The sequence below is a fragment of the Phenylobacterium sp. genome (assembly GCF_025351295.1).
Taxonomy (GTDB): Bacteria; Pseudomonadota; Alphaproteobacteria; order Caulobacterales; family Caulobacteraceae; genus Phenylobacterium.
On the sequence record NZ_JANXWD010000056.1, the window covers coordinates 19,293 to 36,151 of the forward strand.

At 73.9% G+C, this 16,859-nt stretch carries 7 protein-coding genes; all 7 read left to right on the plus strand.

The genetic code is table 11. The annotated features are described in order from the left end of the window. Position 1: 1 nt before the first annotated feature. The 7 genes from Q0R13_RS08520 (at position 2) to Q0R13_RS08550 (ending at position 16,854) form a co-directional block, all read left to right on the plus strand. Complete coding sequence (locus tag Q0R13_RS08520) at positions 2–3,418, plus strand: DUF6603 domain-containing protein (protein WP_293902395.1); 3,417 nt, start codon at positions 2–4, stop codon at positions 3,416–3,418. Beyond that, positions 3,418–6,354, plus strand: coding sequence for a hypothetical protein (locus tag Q0R13_RS08525; RefSeq protein WP_293902398.1), 2,937 nt, complete (start codon positions 3,418–3,420; stop codon positions 6,352–6,354). Before Q0R13_RS08520 ends, Q0R13_RS08525 begins: the two co-directional genes overlap by 1 nt. Continuing rightward, complete coding sequence (locus tag Q0R13_RS08530) at positions 6,351–11,024, plus strand: hypothetical protein (protein WP_293902401.1); 4,674 nt, start codon at positions 6,351–6,353, stop codon at positions 11,022–11,024. The genes Q0R13_RS08525 and Q0R13_RS08530 overlap by 4 nt, the downstream gene beginning before the upstream one ends. Then, positions 11,024–12,658: a hypothetical protein gene (locus tag Q0R13_RS08535; RefSeq protein ID WP_293902404.1), complete on the plus strand. Its 1,635-nt coding sequence runs from the start codon at positions 11,024–11,026 to the stop codon at positions 12,656–12,658. The genes Q0R13_RS08530 and Q0R13_RS08535 overlap by 1 nt, the downstream gene beginning before the upstream one ends. Positions 12,659–12,743: 85 nt before the next feature. After that, the gene (locus Q0R13_RS08540) at positions 12,744–14,333 is read left to right on the plus strand and encodes an MFS transporter (protein WP_293902407.1); all 1,590 of its coding nucleotides are present in this window, start codon (positions 12,744–12,746) and stop codon (positions 14,331–14,333) included. After that, complete coding sequence (locus Q0R13_RS08545) at positions 14,330–15,466, plus strand: HlyD family secretion protein (protein ID WP_293902410.1); 1,137 nt, start codon at positions 14,330–14,332, stop codon at positions 15,464–15,466. The genes Q0R13_RS08540 and Q0R13_RS08545 overlap by 4 nt, the downstream gene beginning before the upstream one ends. Further along, a complete protein-coding gene (locus Q0R13_RS08550) occupies positions 15,463–16,854 on the plus strand; it encodes an efflux transporter outer membrane subunit (protein WP_293902413.1) in 1,392 nt (463 codons plus the stop codon). Before Q0R13_RS08545 ends, Q0R13_RS08550 begins: the two co-directional genes overlap by 4 nt. Positions 16,855–16,859 lie beyond the last annotated feature (5 nt).

Here is a 16,859-nt window from a genome sequence, read left to right on the forward strand (position 1 = left end):
CATGGCCTCCGATCTCTTCCACGCCCTGATCGCCGAGTTCGGCAAGGTCATCGCGCCGCTGCGAGCCGCGGCGGAGGATCCACAGCGGCTGGAGGCCGTGCTGGCGCAGGTTGGCGCCACCTCCGGCGCGCCCGGCGGCGACCCGCTGGCGGCGGCGATCGGGGCCGTGGCGCAGCTTGCCGACCGCACCCAGCAGCTGGACAGCGAGGCGTCCCCCTCCTTCGCCACCCTCGCCGCCCTGCTGGAGAGCCTGCGCAACGTGGCGCTGGCGCTGCGCGCGCTCAGCGAGGCGGACGGGCCGGCGGCGGCGCTCGAGACCCTGGGGCGCGACCTGATCGACTGGCTGATCCTGCGCTATCTCTGGAACTATCATCCGCTGGCCTACGGCGTCGCGGTCCTGACAACCCTGATCACGCCGGCCGCCGCGACGGCCCCGCGACCGGCGATCGTCAGCGGCGGCGCCATGACCCGCCGGCCGTTCCAGCAGGAGCAGTTCCGCTTCGACCGGCTGAAACTGCTGTTTACCGATCCGGTGACCGTCCTCAAGGCTGTGTACGGCACGCCGCTGGCCACGGTGGCGGACGCCAACGCCATGGCCGACCTGCTCTTCCCGCCCCTGGTGCGGGTGCTGCGGGGGCTCGGCGTGGCCTGCCGCTATGGCTTCGATCCTGCCGACGCAGCCCTGCTGGGAGACGCGGCCCGGTTCGTGGACCATTCGCTGATCATCTACACCGCCGATCTGCTGCTGGACGCCGAGGTCGAGGCCGGTGTGGTGGTGACGCTGTCGGCGGCCGATCGCGGCGACTTGGGTTTCGTGTTCAACCCGTTCGGCACGCTGACCGAGACGCGCGACCTGGGCGACTGGACCGTCGAGTTCGACCTGACCGCGGCGGTCCAGGGCTTCGCGGTCGGGCGGCACGGGTTCACGCTCTCGGCCGATCCCAGCCTTGCCGAGGTAGGCGGCAAGATCACCGCGACCCTGGCCGCGCCGGACGACAAGCCGGCTTTCAGGGTCGGCGCGCCGACCGGGACCCGGCTGGAGATCGGCGGCGCGCAGCTTTCTGCGCAGACCACCCTGTCGGAGACGCAGCAGATCCTCGCCGCCTCGGCCGCCGTGTCCAAGTCGGCCCTGGTCGTGCAATCCGCGGACGGCGACAGCTTCCTGCGCAGCGTCCTGCCGCAGGACGGCCTGCGCGCCGACTTCGACCTGGGGATCGCCTGGTCGAGCCAGACTGGGCTGAGCTTCCACGGCGCCGCGAGCCTCGACGCGACGCTGCCGGTGGGGATCTCCATCGGCGGGGTCCTGAAGGTGCCGTCGATCCACCTCGGCCTGTTCGTCAACGACGACGCCCTGCAGGCGGAGGTGTCGGCCAGCGTCAGCCTGACGATCGGACCCGTGCTGGCGGTGGTGGACCGGCTGGGCGTGGTCGCCAACCTCGGCTTCCCGGACGGCGGCGGCAACCTGGGCCCGGTGGACCTGGACTTCGCCTTCAAGCCGCCGTCGGGGGTCGGCCTGGCGGTGGACGCGGCGGGTGTGAGCGGCGGCGGGTTCCTGGCCTTCGACCCGCCGAACGGCAAATACGCCGGCGTGCTGCAACTGCAGTTCAACGCGTTGGCCCTGCAGGCCTTCGGCTTGATCACCACCAAGGTCGCCGGCGGGCAGGGCTATTCCCTCCTCGCCCTGATCGATGCCGACTTCCCGCCGATCCAGCTGGGCTGGGGCTTCACGCTGAATGGTGTCGGCGGGCTGCTGGCCGTGCACCGCACCGCTTCCACCGACGCCCTGCGCGCCGCCGTGATCGGCGGCAAACTCAACTTCCTGTTCCCGAAGAGCGCCATCACCGACGGGCCGCAGATCCTCGCCCAGCTGGACGCCGTGTTCCCGACCGCCCCGGGGCGGTTCCTGTTCGGTCCGATGGCGCTGATCGGCTGGGGCACGCCCACCGTGCTGACCATCGCCATCGCGGTGATCCTGGAGCTGCCCGAGCCGGTGCGGATCGTGCTGCTGGCCAAGCTCGAGGCGAAGCTGCCCTCGGCGTCCGCGCCGCTGATCCGCATCAACATGGACGCGGTGGGCGTTCTGGAGCTGACCCAGGGGCGGCTGTCCCTCGACGCCAGCCTCTACGACTCCAAGCTGATCACCTATGCGCTCGCCGGCGACATGGCGCTGCGAGCCGCCTGGGTGGGAAACCGCGAGTTCGTGCTGGCGATCGGCGGCTGCCATCCCCGCTTCGCGCCGCCGCCCGACCTGCCGGTGCTGAAGCGCGTCAGCGTCGACATGTCGTCCGGCGGCGTCAGCAAGCTGCGGCTGGCCGCCTATCTGGCGCTGACATCCAACACCGTCCAGTTCGGCGCCCAGCTGGACGTCTTCGTCGGGGTGTCCGGGTATGGGCTGTCCGGCCACCTCGGTTTCGACGCGCTGCTGCAGCTGGAGCCGTTCCACTTCGACGCCGACATCTCGGGCTCGGTCGCCCTTACCGCCGACGGCGACGACCTGATGTCGGTCGCCCTGGACGCGACCCTGAGCGGCCCGGCGCCCTGGAACATCGCCGGAGAGTTCAAGATCCATATCGTCTTCTTCGACGTGGGCATCTCGTTCTCGGAGACCTGGGGCGAGGAGGCTCCGCCACCGCAGACGACCACGGTGGATGTCGGCGCGCTGCTGGACGCCAGCCTGGCCGATCCGCGCAGCTGGTCGGCGCCCCTGCCCGCCGGCCTGTCGCGACTGGTCGCCATCCGGGATATCCAGGACCCTTCGGCGGTGATCGCCCACCCGCTCGCGCGCCTGGAAGTTCACGAGCGGACCGTGCCGCTCGGCCTCACCATCGAGCGGTTCGGAGACGCGGTTCCCTCCGGAGCGACGGCGTTTTCCATCACCGCCCTGCAGGTGGGCGCCGCGACCGCCGACTTCGATCCTCTGCAGGACGACTTCGCGCCGGGCCAGTTCTTCAACCTCAGCGACGCCGAGAAGCTGGCGCGGCCCTCGTTCGAGCGCCACGACGCCGGCGCGGTCATGCGCGGCGACCTGGTCGCCCATGGCGCATCGCTGACCAAGACCACGGATTTCGAGACCTTCTACATCGACACGCCCGGCGGAGCGGTCCGCGTGGAGTCGGGCGTGCCCCCGGCCTTTCCCTGGGGCGACGTGCACGCACGGTTGTTCGGCGCGGCCGGCGCGGCGCGAACGATCGGCCAGGCGGGCGCGCGCCGGTACGCCGCGCCCGGATCGCCGGTCCGCGTCGCCGAGCCGGCCTTCGCCGTGGCGGACGTCACCACCCTCGCGGCCGGCGGCGCATCGGCGGCGGGCGGGACGACCTACAGCGACATGCGGGCGGCGCTCGACGCGACCCTGGCCTCGGCGCCGGGCCAGCGGGGCCGCCTGCAGATCGTCGCGTCGCACGAACTGAGGGCTGCCTGATGGCTGATCCCACGGCCGGCTATTCGCTCCTGCCCTGGGTCCGCCGAGGCCTCGCCTCGCAGATCCAGGCGGCTTCGGCGGTGAACTTCGCGACCCTGCCGCTCTCCATCGCCGTGAATGGGGCCGCGGTGGCCGCGCCGCCGCACGTGCGACTGCCCGGGCCGGGCGACGTGAAGTCCCTCGACGGCCGCGCCTTCGTCCGCACGGAGCCGCGCGACGGCGCCGACGCCTTCGAGCCGAACTACCTGGCGGCGGTCGAGCTCGCCACCAGCGACCTGCCCTGGATGCTGACCCCGGACCCGCCGGCCGGCGACCGCCTGCGGCCGTGGATCTGCCTGGTCGTGGTTCCCGACGGCGACGGCGTGTCGTTGACCGCCCAGCCGGGCGGCCTGTCGGTACTGCGCCTGGACGCGCCGCTGGATCCCGCCGCGGAACTGCCCGATCTTGACCAGATCGACAGCTGGGCGCATGCGCAGGTGATGGGCGCGGCGGCGTCCACCGCGGTCCTGGCCGGCGACACCCCCGCGACCGTCTCGCGGCTCATCTCCCCCCGCCGGCTGGAGCCGTCGCGCCGCTACCTGGCGTGTGTCGTGCCCACCTTCCGGGCCGGCGTCCACGCGGGACTCGGCCTGCCGGTCACCGACGACGACCGCAACCTGGCCTGGGACGCCGCCATCACCGCGCCGTTCAGCCTGCCGGTCTATTTTCACTTCCGGTTCCAGACCGGTCCGGGCGGCGACTTCGCGTCGCTGGCGCGCAGGATCGGCCCGCCGGATGCGCCGGTCACGGCAGGGACCCGGACGATCGACGTCAGCGCGCCGGGCTTCGGCGCGGCCCCGGCGCCGGGCGTCAGCCTGGGCCTGGAAGGCGCGCTGCGCACCTTCGGCATGCCTGACCCGCCCTGGCCGGCCGACGCCCAGCCGCCCTACCAGGCCGCGCTTCGCGCCGCGCTCGCGCCCGCCGTCGCCGCCGACCCCGTGCTCGCCCCACCGACCTTCGGCGCGTCCCAGACCGGCCAGGCGCTGCCCAAGGACGGGCAGCCGCCCATCTGGATGAGCGACCTGAACCTCGACCCCCGCCACCGGCTCGCCGCCTCGGCCGGCGGCCAGGTGGTGCAGGCCGACGCCGAGGCGATGGTCGCCTCGGCCTGGGACCAACTGGGTGAGATCCGCAAGGCCAACCAGCTGCTCCGCCAGGCGCAGCTGGCGCGCGAGGTGGCCGCGGTCCTGCATGGGCGGCTGCAGCAGGTCTCCGGCGACGGCGCGTTCCTGCAGATGATGCGACCCGCGCACGGCCGCGTCAGCCTGACCCTTGGCGGCGCCACCGCCACCCTCGCCGGACATGTGGCGGCGAGCCGCGTGCCGGCCGGAGCGGTCTCGGCCGCGCTGCGCAGGATCGCCCGGCCGCGCGGACCGATCGGGCGGGCCTTCGCGGGCGCCGGCCCGGCGCGGATCGTCGAGCGTCTCAACATGCCCACCGGCTCCGGGCCGGCGGCGCTGGCCGTGGCGGGACCCGTCAGGACGCCGGCCGGCATGGTCGCGCTGGGCGACGTCTCGCCCGCCGTCCAGCCGGCCGCGCTGAACCGCGGGGCCTTCCTCGCCGCGGCGGGCTGGCAGGTGGTGGCGCGGGCGCCTGGAACCCCGCCGCCAACGCGCGCGCCGGACCTGAGGACTGGACCGGCGGCCGCCGAGACTGCCGTGGCGGCGGCGCCGCGCGGCGGCGCGGGCGGGCGAGGCGGCGGCGAGATCAATCCGGTCGGGGGGCCGCCGCTGCGGCGTGTGGCGCTCATCGACTGGGGCGGCGACGTCAATGTCCCGCGGGTGCTCCAGGGCGGGGTGACGGCGCTGCCGCCGCGGCTGACCTTCCCGGAGGACCGGACCGACCTGACCCGGATGCAGGACCATTTCCGCAGCGCGGCGGCGGCGGTCGCGGGACGGTTCGGCGAGGCGCAGGTCGCGCCGGTCGATCCGCAGCCGCTCGGAGGCGCGCCTGCGCTGGCCGCGGTGCGCACGGCGCTGAGCGCGCGCCTGGACCCGGCGACCACCATTACGGCCAGGCTTGGCGCGCGGGTCCCGCTGGGCGATGGCGCCGACGCCCTGGCCCAACTGAGCGGCGCGCCGGCCTTCCCGCAGGCCATGTACGCGCCGCTGGTCGACCTTTCGCCGGAATGGATGCTGCCCGGCATCTCCAGCATCCCTACCGACACCGCTGTGTTGCTGCAGACCAACGCCCGGTTCGTCGAGGCCTATATGGTCGGCCTGAACGAGGCGCTGGCGCGCGAGCTGCTGTGGCGGGAATTCCCGGCCGAGCGGCGACAGACCTGGTTCCAGAACTTCTGGGACGCCGACGGGGACCCGGACATTCCGCGCATCGCCGCGTTCGATCCGCTGGGGGGGCTCGGGACGCATACCCAGGATCACGCCCATCCGGGACGGATCGCCCTGCTGGTGCGGGCCAGCCTGTTCCAGCGCTATCCGAATGTGCTGGTCTCCGCCGCGCCCGCCGTCTGGACCCCCGGCGGCCAGACGCGCGCCCTGGGGACCTCGCGGCAGTGGCCGATCTTCCAGGGGCGCATCGGCGAGCAGTTCCGCTTCTTCGGCTTCGACATCGATGACCCCCTGGGGCGTCCCGATCCGGCCGCCGGCGATGCGGGCTGGTACTTCGTCCTCGAAGAGCACGTCGCAGAGCCCCGCTTCGGCCTGGAGCCCTCGCGGCGAGCCGTCGCCAACGGCGGCCTGACCTGGAACGATCTCAGCTGGGAGGATGTCGTTCCCACCGGCGCCTTCCTGGACGCTACCAAGCCCCCCGCCTTCGCCGCCAACGAACCCGTGGCCTGGAGCCGCAGCGCCGCGGCGATGGCGTTCATCCTGATGCGCCGGCCGGTCCGGGTGGCCATGCACGCCACGGCGCTGCTGGGCGGAGGGAGCGGCGGATGACCTTCACCGATCCCCGCGGACCCCGGCTCAGCCCCTTCGTCCGCGACGCGAAGGACCCGGCCGTGTTCTTCCTGCAGGGCAATCTGGCGCGGCCGATCCCGGATGCGGCCACGCTCGCCTTCATGCTGGGCCGGGACACGGTGCGCAGCCTGACCGACGCGGCGCTGGCGGCGATCCCGCGCGGGCAGGCCCTGCCGTCGCGCGAAAACGGCGCCATCCTGACGGAGCTGACGCCGGGCATTCCGATCGGCCCCACCGCCTTCCTCATGCAGGGCGGCGCGAAGCGCCGGGCGCCGGACCCGGCGACCGCTGCCGCGATCCTCGCCATGGGGCGCGGGGCGCACGTCGCCACGCCGGCTGACCTGGCCGCCATCCCGGACGGTCCGGCCCTGCCGTCGCGGGCGGACGGCGTGGCCTATCCGGCCTCCGGCATTGGGTTTGCCTACGTGATGAAGGGGGGCCGCAGGTCGGCCGCGCCCGACGCCACCACGGTGCGCGACGCGGGCGGCAATCCGCTGGCTCTGCAACCGATCTCAGCGACCGACCTCGCCGTCATTCCCGAGGGCGCGCCGCTGCCGTCGACCAGCAAGTTCAGGCGCCCGCCGCCCACGGGCACGCCGCTGCTGCTGTTGCCAGTGCGCCTGGAAGCGCGGTTTCAGGGGCAGGAGCTCTGGCTGCGGATCTATCCCGACACGGTCCACGTCAACAGCTTCGAGCCTGAACTGACGCCGGACGAAAGCGCCGCCCGCGCCGCCTATCGCGGCGCTGCCCAGGCGGATCCACCTTCCGCCACGGCCGCCTTCGCCGCCCTGGCCCGCCGCTTCGGGCCGAAGCGCGCCGCGTGGATCGCCAGCGATGCCGCCGGGGCCGGCGCCAAGCCGGCCTCGTGGACGCGCGCGCCGCATGCCGACGCCCTGCCGGAGCGCTGGATCGTGATCGGCTACCAGACCGACGGACCCGGCCAGGTGCTGTTCGTCGGCGGCCCCATCGCCGACAGCCTGGCCGTCGGGCCGGCCCCGCAGGGCGACGGACCCAGCGCGGACAGCGGCTTCGCCTGGATCTTCGACTTTGATAAGGCCATCACCGCCGGGATGGCGTGCCGGATCCCGCTGACCGGCGGCCAGACCCGCGGCTTCAAGCGGCTGCTGGTCCTGGGCCTGAAGAGCGAGCTGGATCCCGCCGAGGCGGCGCGCCGCGTGGGCGCTCTGTTACAGGCGCACCACTACACCGACGGTCTCGAACTACTGCCGCACGGGGCGGCGACCAACAACACCGAGGACACGGCTTCGGCCCTGTCCTCGCGCGACCCGAACTTCGAGGCGCTCTTCGAACGGGAGCAGGGCGCGCCGGCCGTCCTGACGGGGGCCGATGGGGAGCGACTGGCCCAGGCGCTGGGGTTCGATCCCGGCCTGCTGGCCCACGTGGACGGCGCCGCGGGCGGCCAGGATGCCGACGCGGCGGCGATGAACACCGTGCTGTGGCCGGCGACCTGGGGCTACTATCTCGAACAGATGGTCGGCGGCGCGATCGCCTCGGCCGAGACCCGCCTGCCCCTGACCCGCGACCACTTCGTCAGGCACGTCCGCGGGCGAGGGCACTTCCCGATCCTGCGAGTCGGGACCCAGCCCTATGGCGTGCTCCCGGTGATGCGCAGCGCGGGATGGAAGCCCTTGCAGGGCTCGCCGCTCGAGGCGCCGTTGATGGGACTGCTGGGCCGCATGCGGGCGACCTGGGAGAGCTCGGTCCAGAACGTGCCGCAGCTGCACGGGGCCGCCGACCCGGAGCAGGCGCTGGTCCAGATCCTGGGCATGACGCCCGCATCGGCCAGCTACGTCGCGCGCAACCTGCTTGGGCCGGAATACAACCTCACCGCCTGGCGCTTCCTGCAGCGCGATCTCGGCCAGGCCTGGTGGAGCGGGCTGGCGGCCAAGTCGCTGGCCCAGGTCGGGGACCTTTCCACGGCGATGGCGACGACGCGGCTGGCGAATGCCACCTTCGTCAACACCCACCGGCTGCTGACCGATGTCCTGGTCGCGCCGCAGCCGCTCGAAGGGCAGCCCGCCCCGGACTATGTCGCGCACCTGCAGAGCCTGGGCTGGCAGGCGCTGCGCGACCTGCCGACCCCCGCCCAGCCCGTGCCGCTGCTGCTCCTGCTGCTGCGCCACGCGGCGCTTCGCCAGTACCTCGACACCGCCGGCGACCTGCTGGCGAAGTCCGGCGCCGCCCAGCCGGCCGAGCGGATCGAGGCCGAGCTGCTGGGGCTGTCGACCGCGCCACGCCCCACGCCCTGGGACCTGCTGCAGCGACCGTTCGCCGACAAGGGCCCGGTCGGCGCCTATCTGGATGGGACCAAGGCCGACTCGGCGGTGTCTGCCTTCGCCGGGTTCTGGGCCGCCTTCGCACGGCTCGCGAGCCTTCCGGCGGCGGCGCTCGATGCGGCCGCGCGGGAGACCATGGACCTGGCGGCGTTCCGGCTGGACGCCTGGCTGACCTCCATGGCGCACACGCGGCTGGACCAGATGCGCGCCGCGGCGCCGACCGGCGGGGTGGTCCTGGGCGCCTTCGGCTGGCTGGAAGACCTTCGCCCACAGGCGGCCACGCCCTCGGCCGGCTACGTCCACGCGCCGTCGTTGGCGCAGGGCGCGACCGCCGCGGTCCTGCGCTCGGGCTACCTCAGCCACCAGGGCGTCGGCCGCTCGCCGCTGCAGATCGACCTGACGTCGGATCGCGTCCGGCTGGCGCTGCATCTGCTGGACGGGGTGCGCGAGGGCCAATCGCTGGGCGCCCTGCTGGGATACCGGCTTGAACGGACCCTGCACGACGCCGGGCTCGAACCGCTGATCGCGCCCCTGCGGAGGATCGCTCCGCTCGACAACCCCGACCCGCCGCCGGGCCTGCAGGAGGCGGTGGCGGCGCACAATGTGATCGACGGCCTGGCGCTGCTGCACAAGATCTTCGCCGGCGGGACGCTGGCGGCCGGTCCCGGCCTGCCGACCGATCCTGGGGCCCGCGCAAGGCTCACCCAGGCGCTGGGCGTGCTCAACGACGCCCTCGACGCCGTGGCCGACGTCACCCTGGCCGAGAGCGTGCATCAGCTGACCAAGGGCAATCTGTTGCGCGCGGGGGCGACCTTGGACGCCATCGCGCGCGGCGACGTGCGGCCCCCCGAGATCGAGGTCGTCGAGACCCCGCGCGCCGGGACGCCGCTCACCTACCGGCTCCTGACCGCCGCCGTGACCGACGCAAGTCCGCCGGGCTGGCGCGCCACGCCGCGCGCCCGTGCCGAACCGCGGCTCAACGGCTGGGCCGCCGCCCTGCTCGGCGATCCGACGCGGGTGCGCGGTCGCGTGCGCTTCACCGGCCCGGACGGCGCGGCGGTGGGCGTGGTGGAGATCGGGCTCGACAGCCTTTCGCTGGCGCCCGTCGACGTGCTGGCGCTGGCCGACGACGATCTGGCCGGGGAGCTCGGCGCGCGCCTGCTGCGGAGCGCCGGCGCGGCGCGGCCGTCGACGGCGCCGGCCGATGCGGCCCTCTCGCTCGCCGATGGGCGCGACCCGAGCTGGCCGCCGGAGACCGTCTCGGTGGCGGAGTTCATGGACCTGGCGAAGGCGGTCGCGAAGCTGGTCACCGGCGCCCGCGCCCTGACGCCCCTAGACCTCGTCGCGCCCGGCGAGCCCCCCGGTGCGATCGACACCGCCGAGTTGCAGGCCAGGGCGGACGCCGCCGAGGCCCAGGTGCGGGCGGCCCTGGCCGGTTTGCGGGCGGCAGGCGCGGGCGACCTCGCGTTGCTGGCCGCCGCCGCCTTCGGCGCTCCAGGATCGATACCGGCGAGCGACCCGTCCGGCTGGGCGGCTCAGAGCGTGGATGCGGCGGCGGAGCTTGCGGGTCGGATCGCGGCGCTGGATCGGCTGGCGTCCAGGTTCGTTCGGCCGGGCGCGGCCGGGGAGGCGCGCCGCGACCACGACGTGGCCCGTCTCAAGATCGTCTTCGGCGAGACGTTCACGGTCCTGCCGGCGCTGGATGCGGCGACGGCGACCCGATGGGACCAGCTGTGGAGCGCCAGCTCCGAGCTGCAGGGGGCCGATCCGCTGGCGGGCATCACCTGGTTCCAGCGCATGGCGCGGGTGCGCCCCGGCGCGGCACGGCTGAGCGAGGCGCTGCTCCATGCCGAGAGCCTTGCCGGGCAATCGATCCTGCAGCTCGAGGTGGCTCAATTGCCCGCGGTTGCCGGCGAGCGCTGGGTGGCGCTTCCCCAGCCCGCGCCGGCCTCTGGGCGCCTGTCGCTCGTCGCCGTCTCGCCGCAGCCAGGCACGGCAGGCGCGGCCGCCGCCGGCCTGCTGCTCGATGAGTGGGTCGAGGTCATTCCCAGCGCCCGACAGGTGACGGGGCTCGCCTTCCATCACGATGAGCCGACCGCCCGGGCGCCGCAGATGCTGCTGCTGGGCGTTCCCGCCGACGACTTCCCGGAATGGACACTGGAGGCCGTGGAGGGGACGGTGCTCGAGGCGCTGGACCTGGCCAAGGTCCGCGCCGTGGATCCCGACGCCCTCAATGCGCTGGGCCACTACCTGCCCGCGCTCTACTTCGCGTACAATGCGGGCGGACCGGCGGTCGAGGCCATCTCCACGGACTTCAACCTCGTTCGCGCCGACCTGGTGAGGCGCGCCTGATGTCTTCCATCACCATCTGGGACCGTCTCGAGCCGCGCTGCCGGACCAACGACCTCTCGCTCGGCCTGGCGGCGCGGGTGCATGACCCGCTCTGGCTGCTGGCACGGCAGTGGCAGATGGGCGAGTTCGTGGGCCGCAATGTCGGGTCGCCGGTGACCGCCAAGGTGCAGTGGACCACGGCGGCGTTCGACCGCTTCGCCAGCGGCTCCGCGCCGCCGCAGCCCTATGACGGCGCGCAGCCGATCGAGACCCTGGTCGAGCGGGAGACGGCGCGTCCGGCCGAGGCCGGCGGGGATCTGCGACAGGCCATCGAGGCGGGGTTGCAGTTCCTGCGCATGCTGGATGCCGCGAAGCTCGGCCCCCTTCGGGCGACCTATGTGGCCCACTATCCGCTCGGCGTGACGGGCGAAGGCGAGACCGCGCGGCTGGCGGCGGTCGTGGCCGGGCGGGTGGTCGATGGGGTGAGGTTGCGCGCCGATCTGGCGGCGTCAGCGGGACAGCTGCCCGCGGCGCCTGCACTCAGCGCCACGGACGCGGCGGCGGTGCTGCCGCTGGCCAGGGCCTGGGCGGCCTGGTTCGACGCGCTATTCAGCGAACCCGGGACGCCGGGCTCCTGGTCGCCGGATCGCATGGAGTACGGCTTCGCGCTCGGCGCCGCGGGCGACCCCAACGGGCTGGTGGCGAAGGAATACGACGGCGGAACCGTCGACTGGCACACCTTCGACCGCTCGGGCGCGCCGCTGCCCGGCGGCGGCGCCACTCCGGTGACCGAGAGCCGCAGCCTGGCAGCCTCGCCCGTCGTCTTCCGCGGCATGCCCGCCCGCCGGTTCTGGGAGATGGAGGACGCCGCGGTCGACATCGGCGCCCTGACCGCCGCGGCCGAGGACCTGGGCCGGATTCTGCTGCGGGAATTCGCGCTGATCTACGGCAACGACTGGTTCCAGGTCCCGCTGGCCGTGCCGGTCGGTTCGCAGGTGACCATTCAGACGCTGCAGGTTGTCGACAGCTTTGGCGTCGTGACCCCCATCCCGCACTATACCGCGGCCGACGGCCCGGCCGGGGCCTGGCGGATGTTCGCGCTGCGCGAACCGGCCGGCGCGACGCCGGGTGGCGCCAATCGCCTGGTCATCCCGCCGAGCGCCGTGGGCGCGCTGGACGGGGAGGCGGTGGAGGACGTGCTGCTGCTGCGCGACGAGCTCGCCGAAATGGTCTGGGGCGTGGAGCGCAACGCCATCGGCCCGTCCGGCGCGCGGATCGACCGCCAGCTGGCCTGGACCACCAGCCAGCCGCCCGTGCCGGCGCCCACGGCGACCGGCGCGCCACGCTACCGGCTGGGTTCGACGACCCCGGACTACTGGATTCCGTTCCTGCCGGTGGCGGTCAACCAGGGACCGCTGCAGCTGCGCCGCGGGCGGCTGCCGACCGGCGGCGGCGCGCCGATCGGCAAGCTCCTCGGCTATCCCGCGCTTACCCTCTTCCTGGAGGAGGTTCCCAGGGAGGGCGTGCGCCTGCAGCGCCACTATCGCCATGCGCGGGGCATCGACGGCTCGACGTCGCTCTGGATGGCGCGTCGGCGCACCGTCGGCCGCGGCGAAGGCCAGAGCGGCGTGGCCTTCGACGTCCTGGAATTCTGATCGGCAGCCTTTCTCAAGCGCTGGCTTCCCGCCAGGCGCCGCCGAACGGATCGCGCCGAATGCCGTCTCGCGCTAGGGTTCCGGGATGAGCCGGTCGCCTGCCAAGCCCGCCTATGAGTTCGCGCCGGAGGAGCGGCCGCTGTTCCCAGGCTCGCCCTATTCGCCGGCCCACCCGCTGTCGCACAAGCTGGGCTATGGGGCGATCGCGCTGCTGATGGCGATCGTGGCGACGCTGGGAAATGCGCTGGTCACGGTCAACCTGCCGAACCTGGCGGGGTCGTTGGGGGTCGACATCGCCCAGGCCAGCCTGCTGCCGGCGGTCTATGTAGCGATGAATGCCTGCGCCAACCTGCTGCTGATCAAGGCGCGCCAGCAGTTCGGCATCCCGGCGGTGACCCACAGCCTGCTGGGCGTCTATGCGGCGGCTGGCCTGCTGCAGTTCGTGGTCCCGGGGTTCGCGACGGCGCTGCTGATGCGGGCGGTCTGCGGCATGACCGCGGCCGGCCTGACCACCATGGTGATCTACAACCTGCTGCAGACCGTGCCGCCGGCGAAACGGCCGGTCGCCCTGGTCGCCGGCATCAGCCTTGGCCAGTTCGGCTCGCCGCTGGCGTGGCTGTTTCCGGTGGAGATGCTGGCGCTGGCCCACTGGCAGGGTCTGCACCTGATCGAGGTGGGCCTGGCGCTGGCGGCGTTCGCGGCGCTGATGGCCCTGCCGCTGCCGCCCAGCGACCGCAGCAAGGCCTTCGAGCGGCTGGACTTCGTGACCCTGGCGCTGGCCGTCCCGGCCATCACTCTGTTCTGCGGCGTGCTGGGCGTCGGGCGGGTGATGTGGTGGACCGAGACGCCCTGGCTGGGCGTGGCCCTGGCCGTCGCCGTCCCGCTGTTCGTCGCCGCCCTGGTCATCGAGCACAACCGCGCCCGCCCGCTGCTGCAGACCAAGTGGATCGGCACCCTCGACATCGCCCGCTTCGCGATCGTGGCGCTGCTGGTGCGCCTGGCGCTTGCGGAGCAGACCTATGGCGCGGTCGGGCTGCTGACCTCGGCCGGCCTGACCAACGACCAGCTGCGCGTGCTGTTCGTCCTGGTGATCGTCGCCATGGCGCTGGGCCTTGGCACCACCCTGCTGACCCTGACGCCGCCGCGCATCCCCTATCTGATCATGGCGGCGGCGCTGGCGATCGCGGTGGGCGCCTGGCTCGACAGCCACTCGACCAACGTCACCCGCCCGGCCCAGCTGATCTGGAGCCAGGTGCTGATCGCCTATGGCACGATGCTGTTCATCGGCCCGACCCTGGCCTACGGTTTCCTGCGGATGCTGGAGCGGGGACCAGGCCATCTGGTGACCTTCATCGTGCTGTTCAGCACCACCCAGAACGTCGGCGGGCTGGCGGGCTCCGCCCTGCTGGGCAGCTACCAGGTGATCGCCGCGCGGGGCCACGCGCTGGCCTTGTCCGAGCGGGTGCTGGCCTCGGACCCGCAGGCCGCCGCGCGCCTGCAGGGGGGCAGCCAGGCGCTGGCCGCGGCGCTGACCCGGGAGGCCAACATATTGGCGTTCAACGACGTCTTCCGCCTGGTGGCCGTGCTGGCGCTGCTGACCGCAGCCTATCTGGCCTACATCCGGATCTTCAATACCGTCCGCCAGCGGCGGGCGCAGGCAAGGGCCCAGGGATGACCGACATCGCCACGCCTGCCGCGCCCCCACCCGCGCCGACGCCTGCCACCGCGGCGCCGGGGCCACCGCCGCCGCAGGGGCTGTGGCGGCCGTCGCGCCGCCGGCCCTGGGTCATCGCGGCGATCGTGGGCCTGACCGTGGCCGCGGTGCTGGCCATTCTCGCCGCCTGGGGCCTGCCGCCATTCGCGGGCGGCGTGGTGGCGACCGAGAACGCCTACGTCCGCGGCCGTACGACGGTGATCGCCCCGCAGGTCAGCGGCTATGTCATCCAGGTGGCGGCGCGCGACTACCAGGTGGTGCGGCAGGGCGAGGTGCTGGCCCGGATCGACGACCGCATCTACGCCGCCCGCGTCGCCCAGGCGCGGGCCAACCTGGCCGCCCAGGAGGCCGCCCTCGCGAACAGCCAGCAGGCGCATGCCGCGCGCGCAGCCGGCCTGCAGGGCCAGTCGGCCGGCGTCGCCAACGCCCAGGCCCAGCTGCTCAGGGCCAAGGCCGACATGGCGCGCGCCGACGACCTGGTGCGCGACGGTTCGATCTCGGTGCGCGAGCGTGACCAGACCCTGGCGGCGCTCCGCCAGGCCGAGGCCCAGGTGCGCCAGGCCCAGGCGTCCAGCGAGGTCGCCCGCCAGGACATCCGCACCGTCGACGTCGGGCGCGGCGGCTTGGAGGCCCAGGTGGAAGCGGCCCGCGCCCAGCTGCGGTTGGCGCAGATCGACCTGGACAACACCACGGTCCGTGCGCCGGAACCCGGCCAGGTTGGCGAGGTCGGCGTACGGCTGGGCCAGTACGTCACCAACGGCACTCAGCTCCTGTCGCTGGTGCCGTCCGACCGCTGGGTGATCGCCAACTACAAGGAAGCCCAGACCCGGCGCATCCGGCCGGGCCAGCCCGCGGTGCTGATGGTCGACGCCCTGGGCGGCGCCAAGGTCACGGGCCATGTCGAGCGCCTGTCGCCGGCCGCGGGCTCGGAATTCGCGGTGCTGAAGCCTGACAACGCCACCGGCAACTTCGTGAAGGTGCCGCAGCGGATCGGCGTGCGGATCGCCATCGATCCCGGCCAGGCGGCGGCGGACCGCCTGCGGCCCGGCATGTCCGTGGAGGCGCGGGTCGACACCCGCCAGGCCGGCCGGTGACACGCGCCGCCGCGGGGTTCGCCATCCTTGCCCTCGCCCTTGCGGGCTGCGCCGGGGTGCGCCCCACGCCGCCGCCCGCCGCCGCGATCCAGCCCCCGGCGGCCTGGCGCACCGCCGCCGATCCCGGGGCCCCAGCCGCCGCCGGCTGGTGGGCCAGCTTCGGCGATCCGGCGCTCTCGGCCGTGGTCGAGACGGCGCTCGCCCACAACACCGATATCGCCGCCGCCGCCGCCCGGGTCGAGGAGGCGCGGGCCCAGTACCGTCTCGCCCAGGCCCAGCGGCTGCCGAACCTGACCGGCGTCGCCGGCGGCGGCCGGCAGCGCGACGTCAGCGCGTTCGGGACGCCGCGCGAGCAGACCGCCGGCCAGGCCCAGCTGCAGGTCGCCTACGACACCGACCTGTTCGGCCGCCTGGCCAGCGCCAGCGCCGCGGCCCGCGCGGCCCTGCTGGCTAGCGAGGCCGGCCGCGATGGCGTGCGCCTGGCGGTGGCGGCCTCGGCGGCGAGCGGCTACATCAACCTGCGCGCCCTCGACGCACGGCTGACGATCCTGCGGAGCACGCTGGAGGCGCGGGCCGACTCGCTGAACCTGGCCCGCCGCCGCGCCGAGGCTGGCTATGCCCCGCGCCTGGACCAGGCGCAGGCCGAGGCCGAGTACCACGCCGCCGAACAACTGATCCCGGCGACGCAGGCGGCCATCGCCCGCCAGGAGAACGGCCTCGCCCTGCTGCTGGGCGACAGCCCGCGCGCCATCACCAGGGGCGCCGACCTCGCTGAGCTGGCGCCGCCGCCGGTCCCGGCCGGCCTGCCCGCGGACCTGCTGCGCCGCCGGCCGGACCTGGTCCAGGCCGAGGACCAACTGGTCGCCGCCGACCGTTCGCTGGACTCGGCGCGGGCGGCGTTCCTGCCCAGCGTCCAGCTCACCGCGGCCGCCGGCTATGCAGCCTCGAGCCTGCTCGACGATCCGATCCGGCTGTTCTCGCTGGGCGGCAGCGTGCTGGCGCCGATCCTCGACGCCGGCCGCCTGAACGCCCAGCAGGGCGCGGCCGCCGCGCGCCGCGACCAGGCCGCCTTCGCCTATCGCAAGGCGGCGCTCACCGCCTTCCGCGAGGTCGACGACGCGCTCTCCGCCGAGCGCCGCACCGCCGAACAGGCCGCGGACATCGTCGCCCAGCGGGCCGCCCTGGCCCAGGTCCTGACGCTCGCGACCAACCGCTACCGGGCCGGCTATTCGCCCTATCTGGAACAGCTCGACGCGCAACGCAGCCTGCTTGCCGCCGACCTCAGCCTGGTCCAGGTCCGCGCCGACCGGCTCACCGCCGCGGTGAGCCTGTACCAGACCCTGGGCGGCGGCTGGACGTCGGCGCAGGCGGCCGCGGTTGGCCAATGAGGCGG

Coding starts and splice junctions, on each gene's coding strand:
- Q0R13_RS08530 (WP_293902401.1), top strand. CDS start 6,351: ATGACCTTCACCGATCCCCGCGGACCCCGGCTCAGCCCCTTCGTCCGC.
- Q0R13_RS08525 (WP_293902398.1), top strand. CDS start 3,418: ATGGCTGATCCCACGGCCGGCTATTCGCTCCTGCCCTGGGTCCGCCGA.
- Q0R13_RS08535 (WP_293902404.1), top strand. CDS start 11,024: ATGTCTTCCATCACCATCTGGGACCGTCTCGAGCCGCGCTGCCGGACC.
- Q0R13_RS08545 (WP_293902410.1), top strand. CDS start 14,330: ATGACCGACATCGCCACGCCTGCCGCGCCCCCACCCGCGCCGACGCCT.
- Q0R13_RS08520 (WP_293902395.1), top strand. CDS start 2: ATGGCCTCCGATCTCTTCCACGCCCTGATCGCCGAGTTCGGCAAGGTC.
- Q0R13_RS08540 (WP_293902407.1), top strand. CDS start 12,744: ATGAGCCGGTCGCCTGCCAAGCCCGCCTATGAGTTCGCGCCGGAGGAG.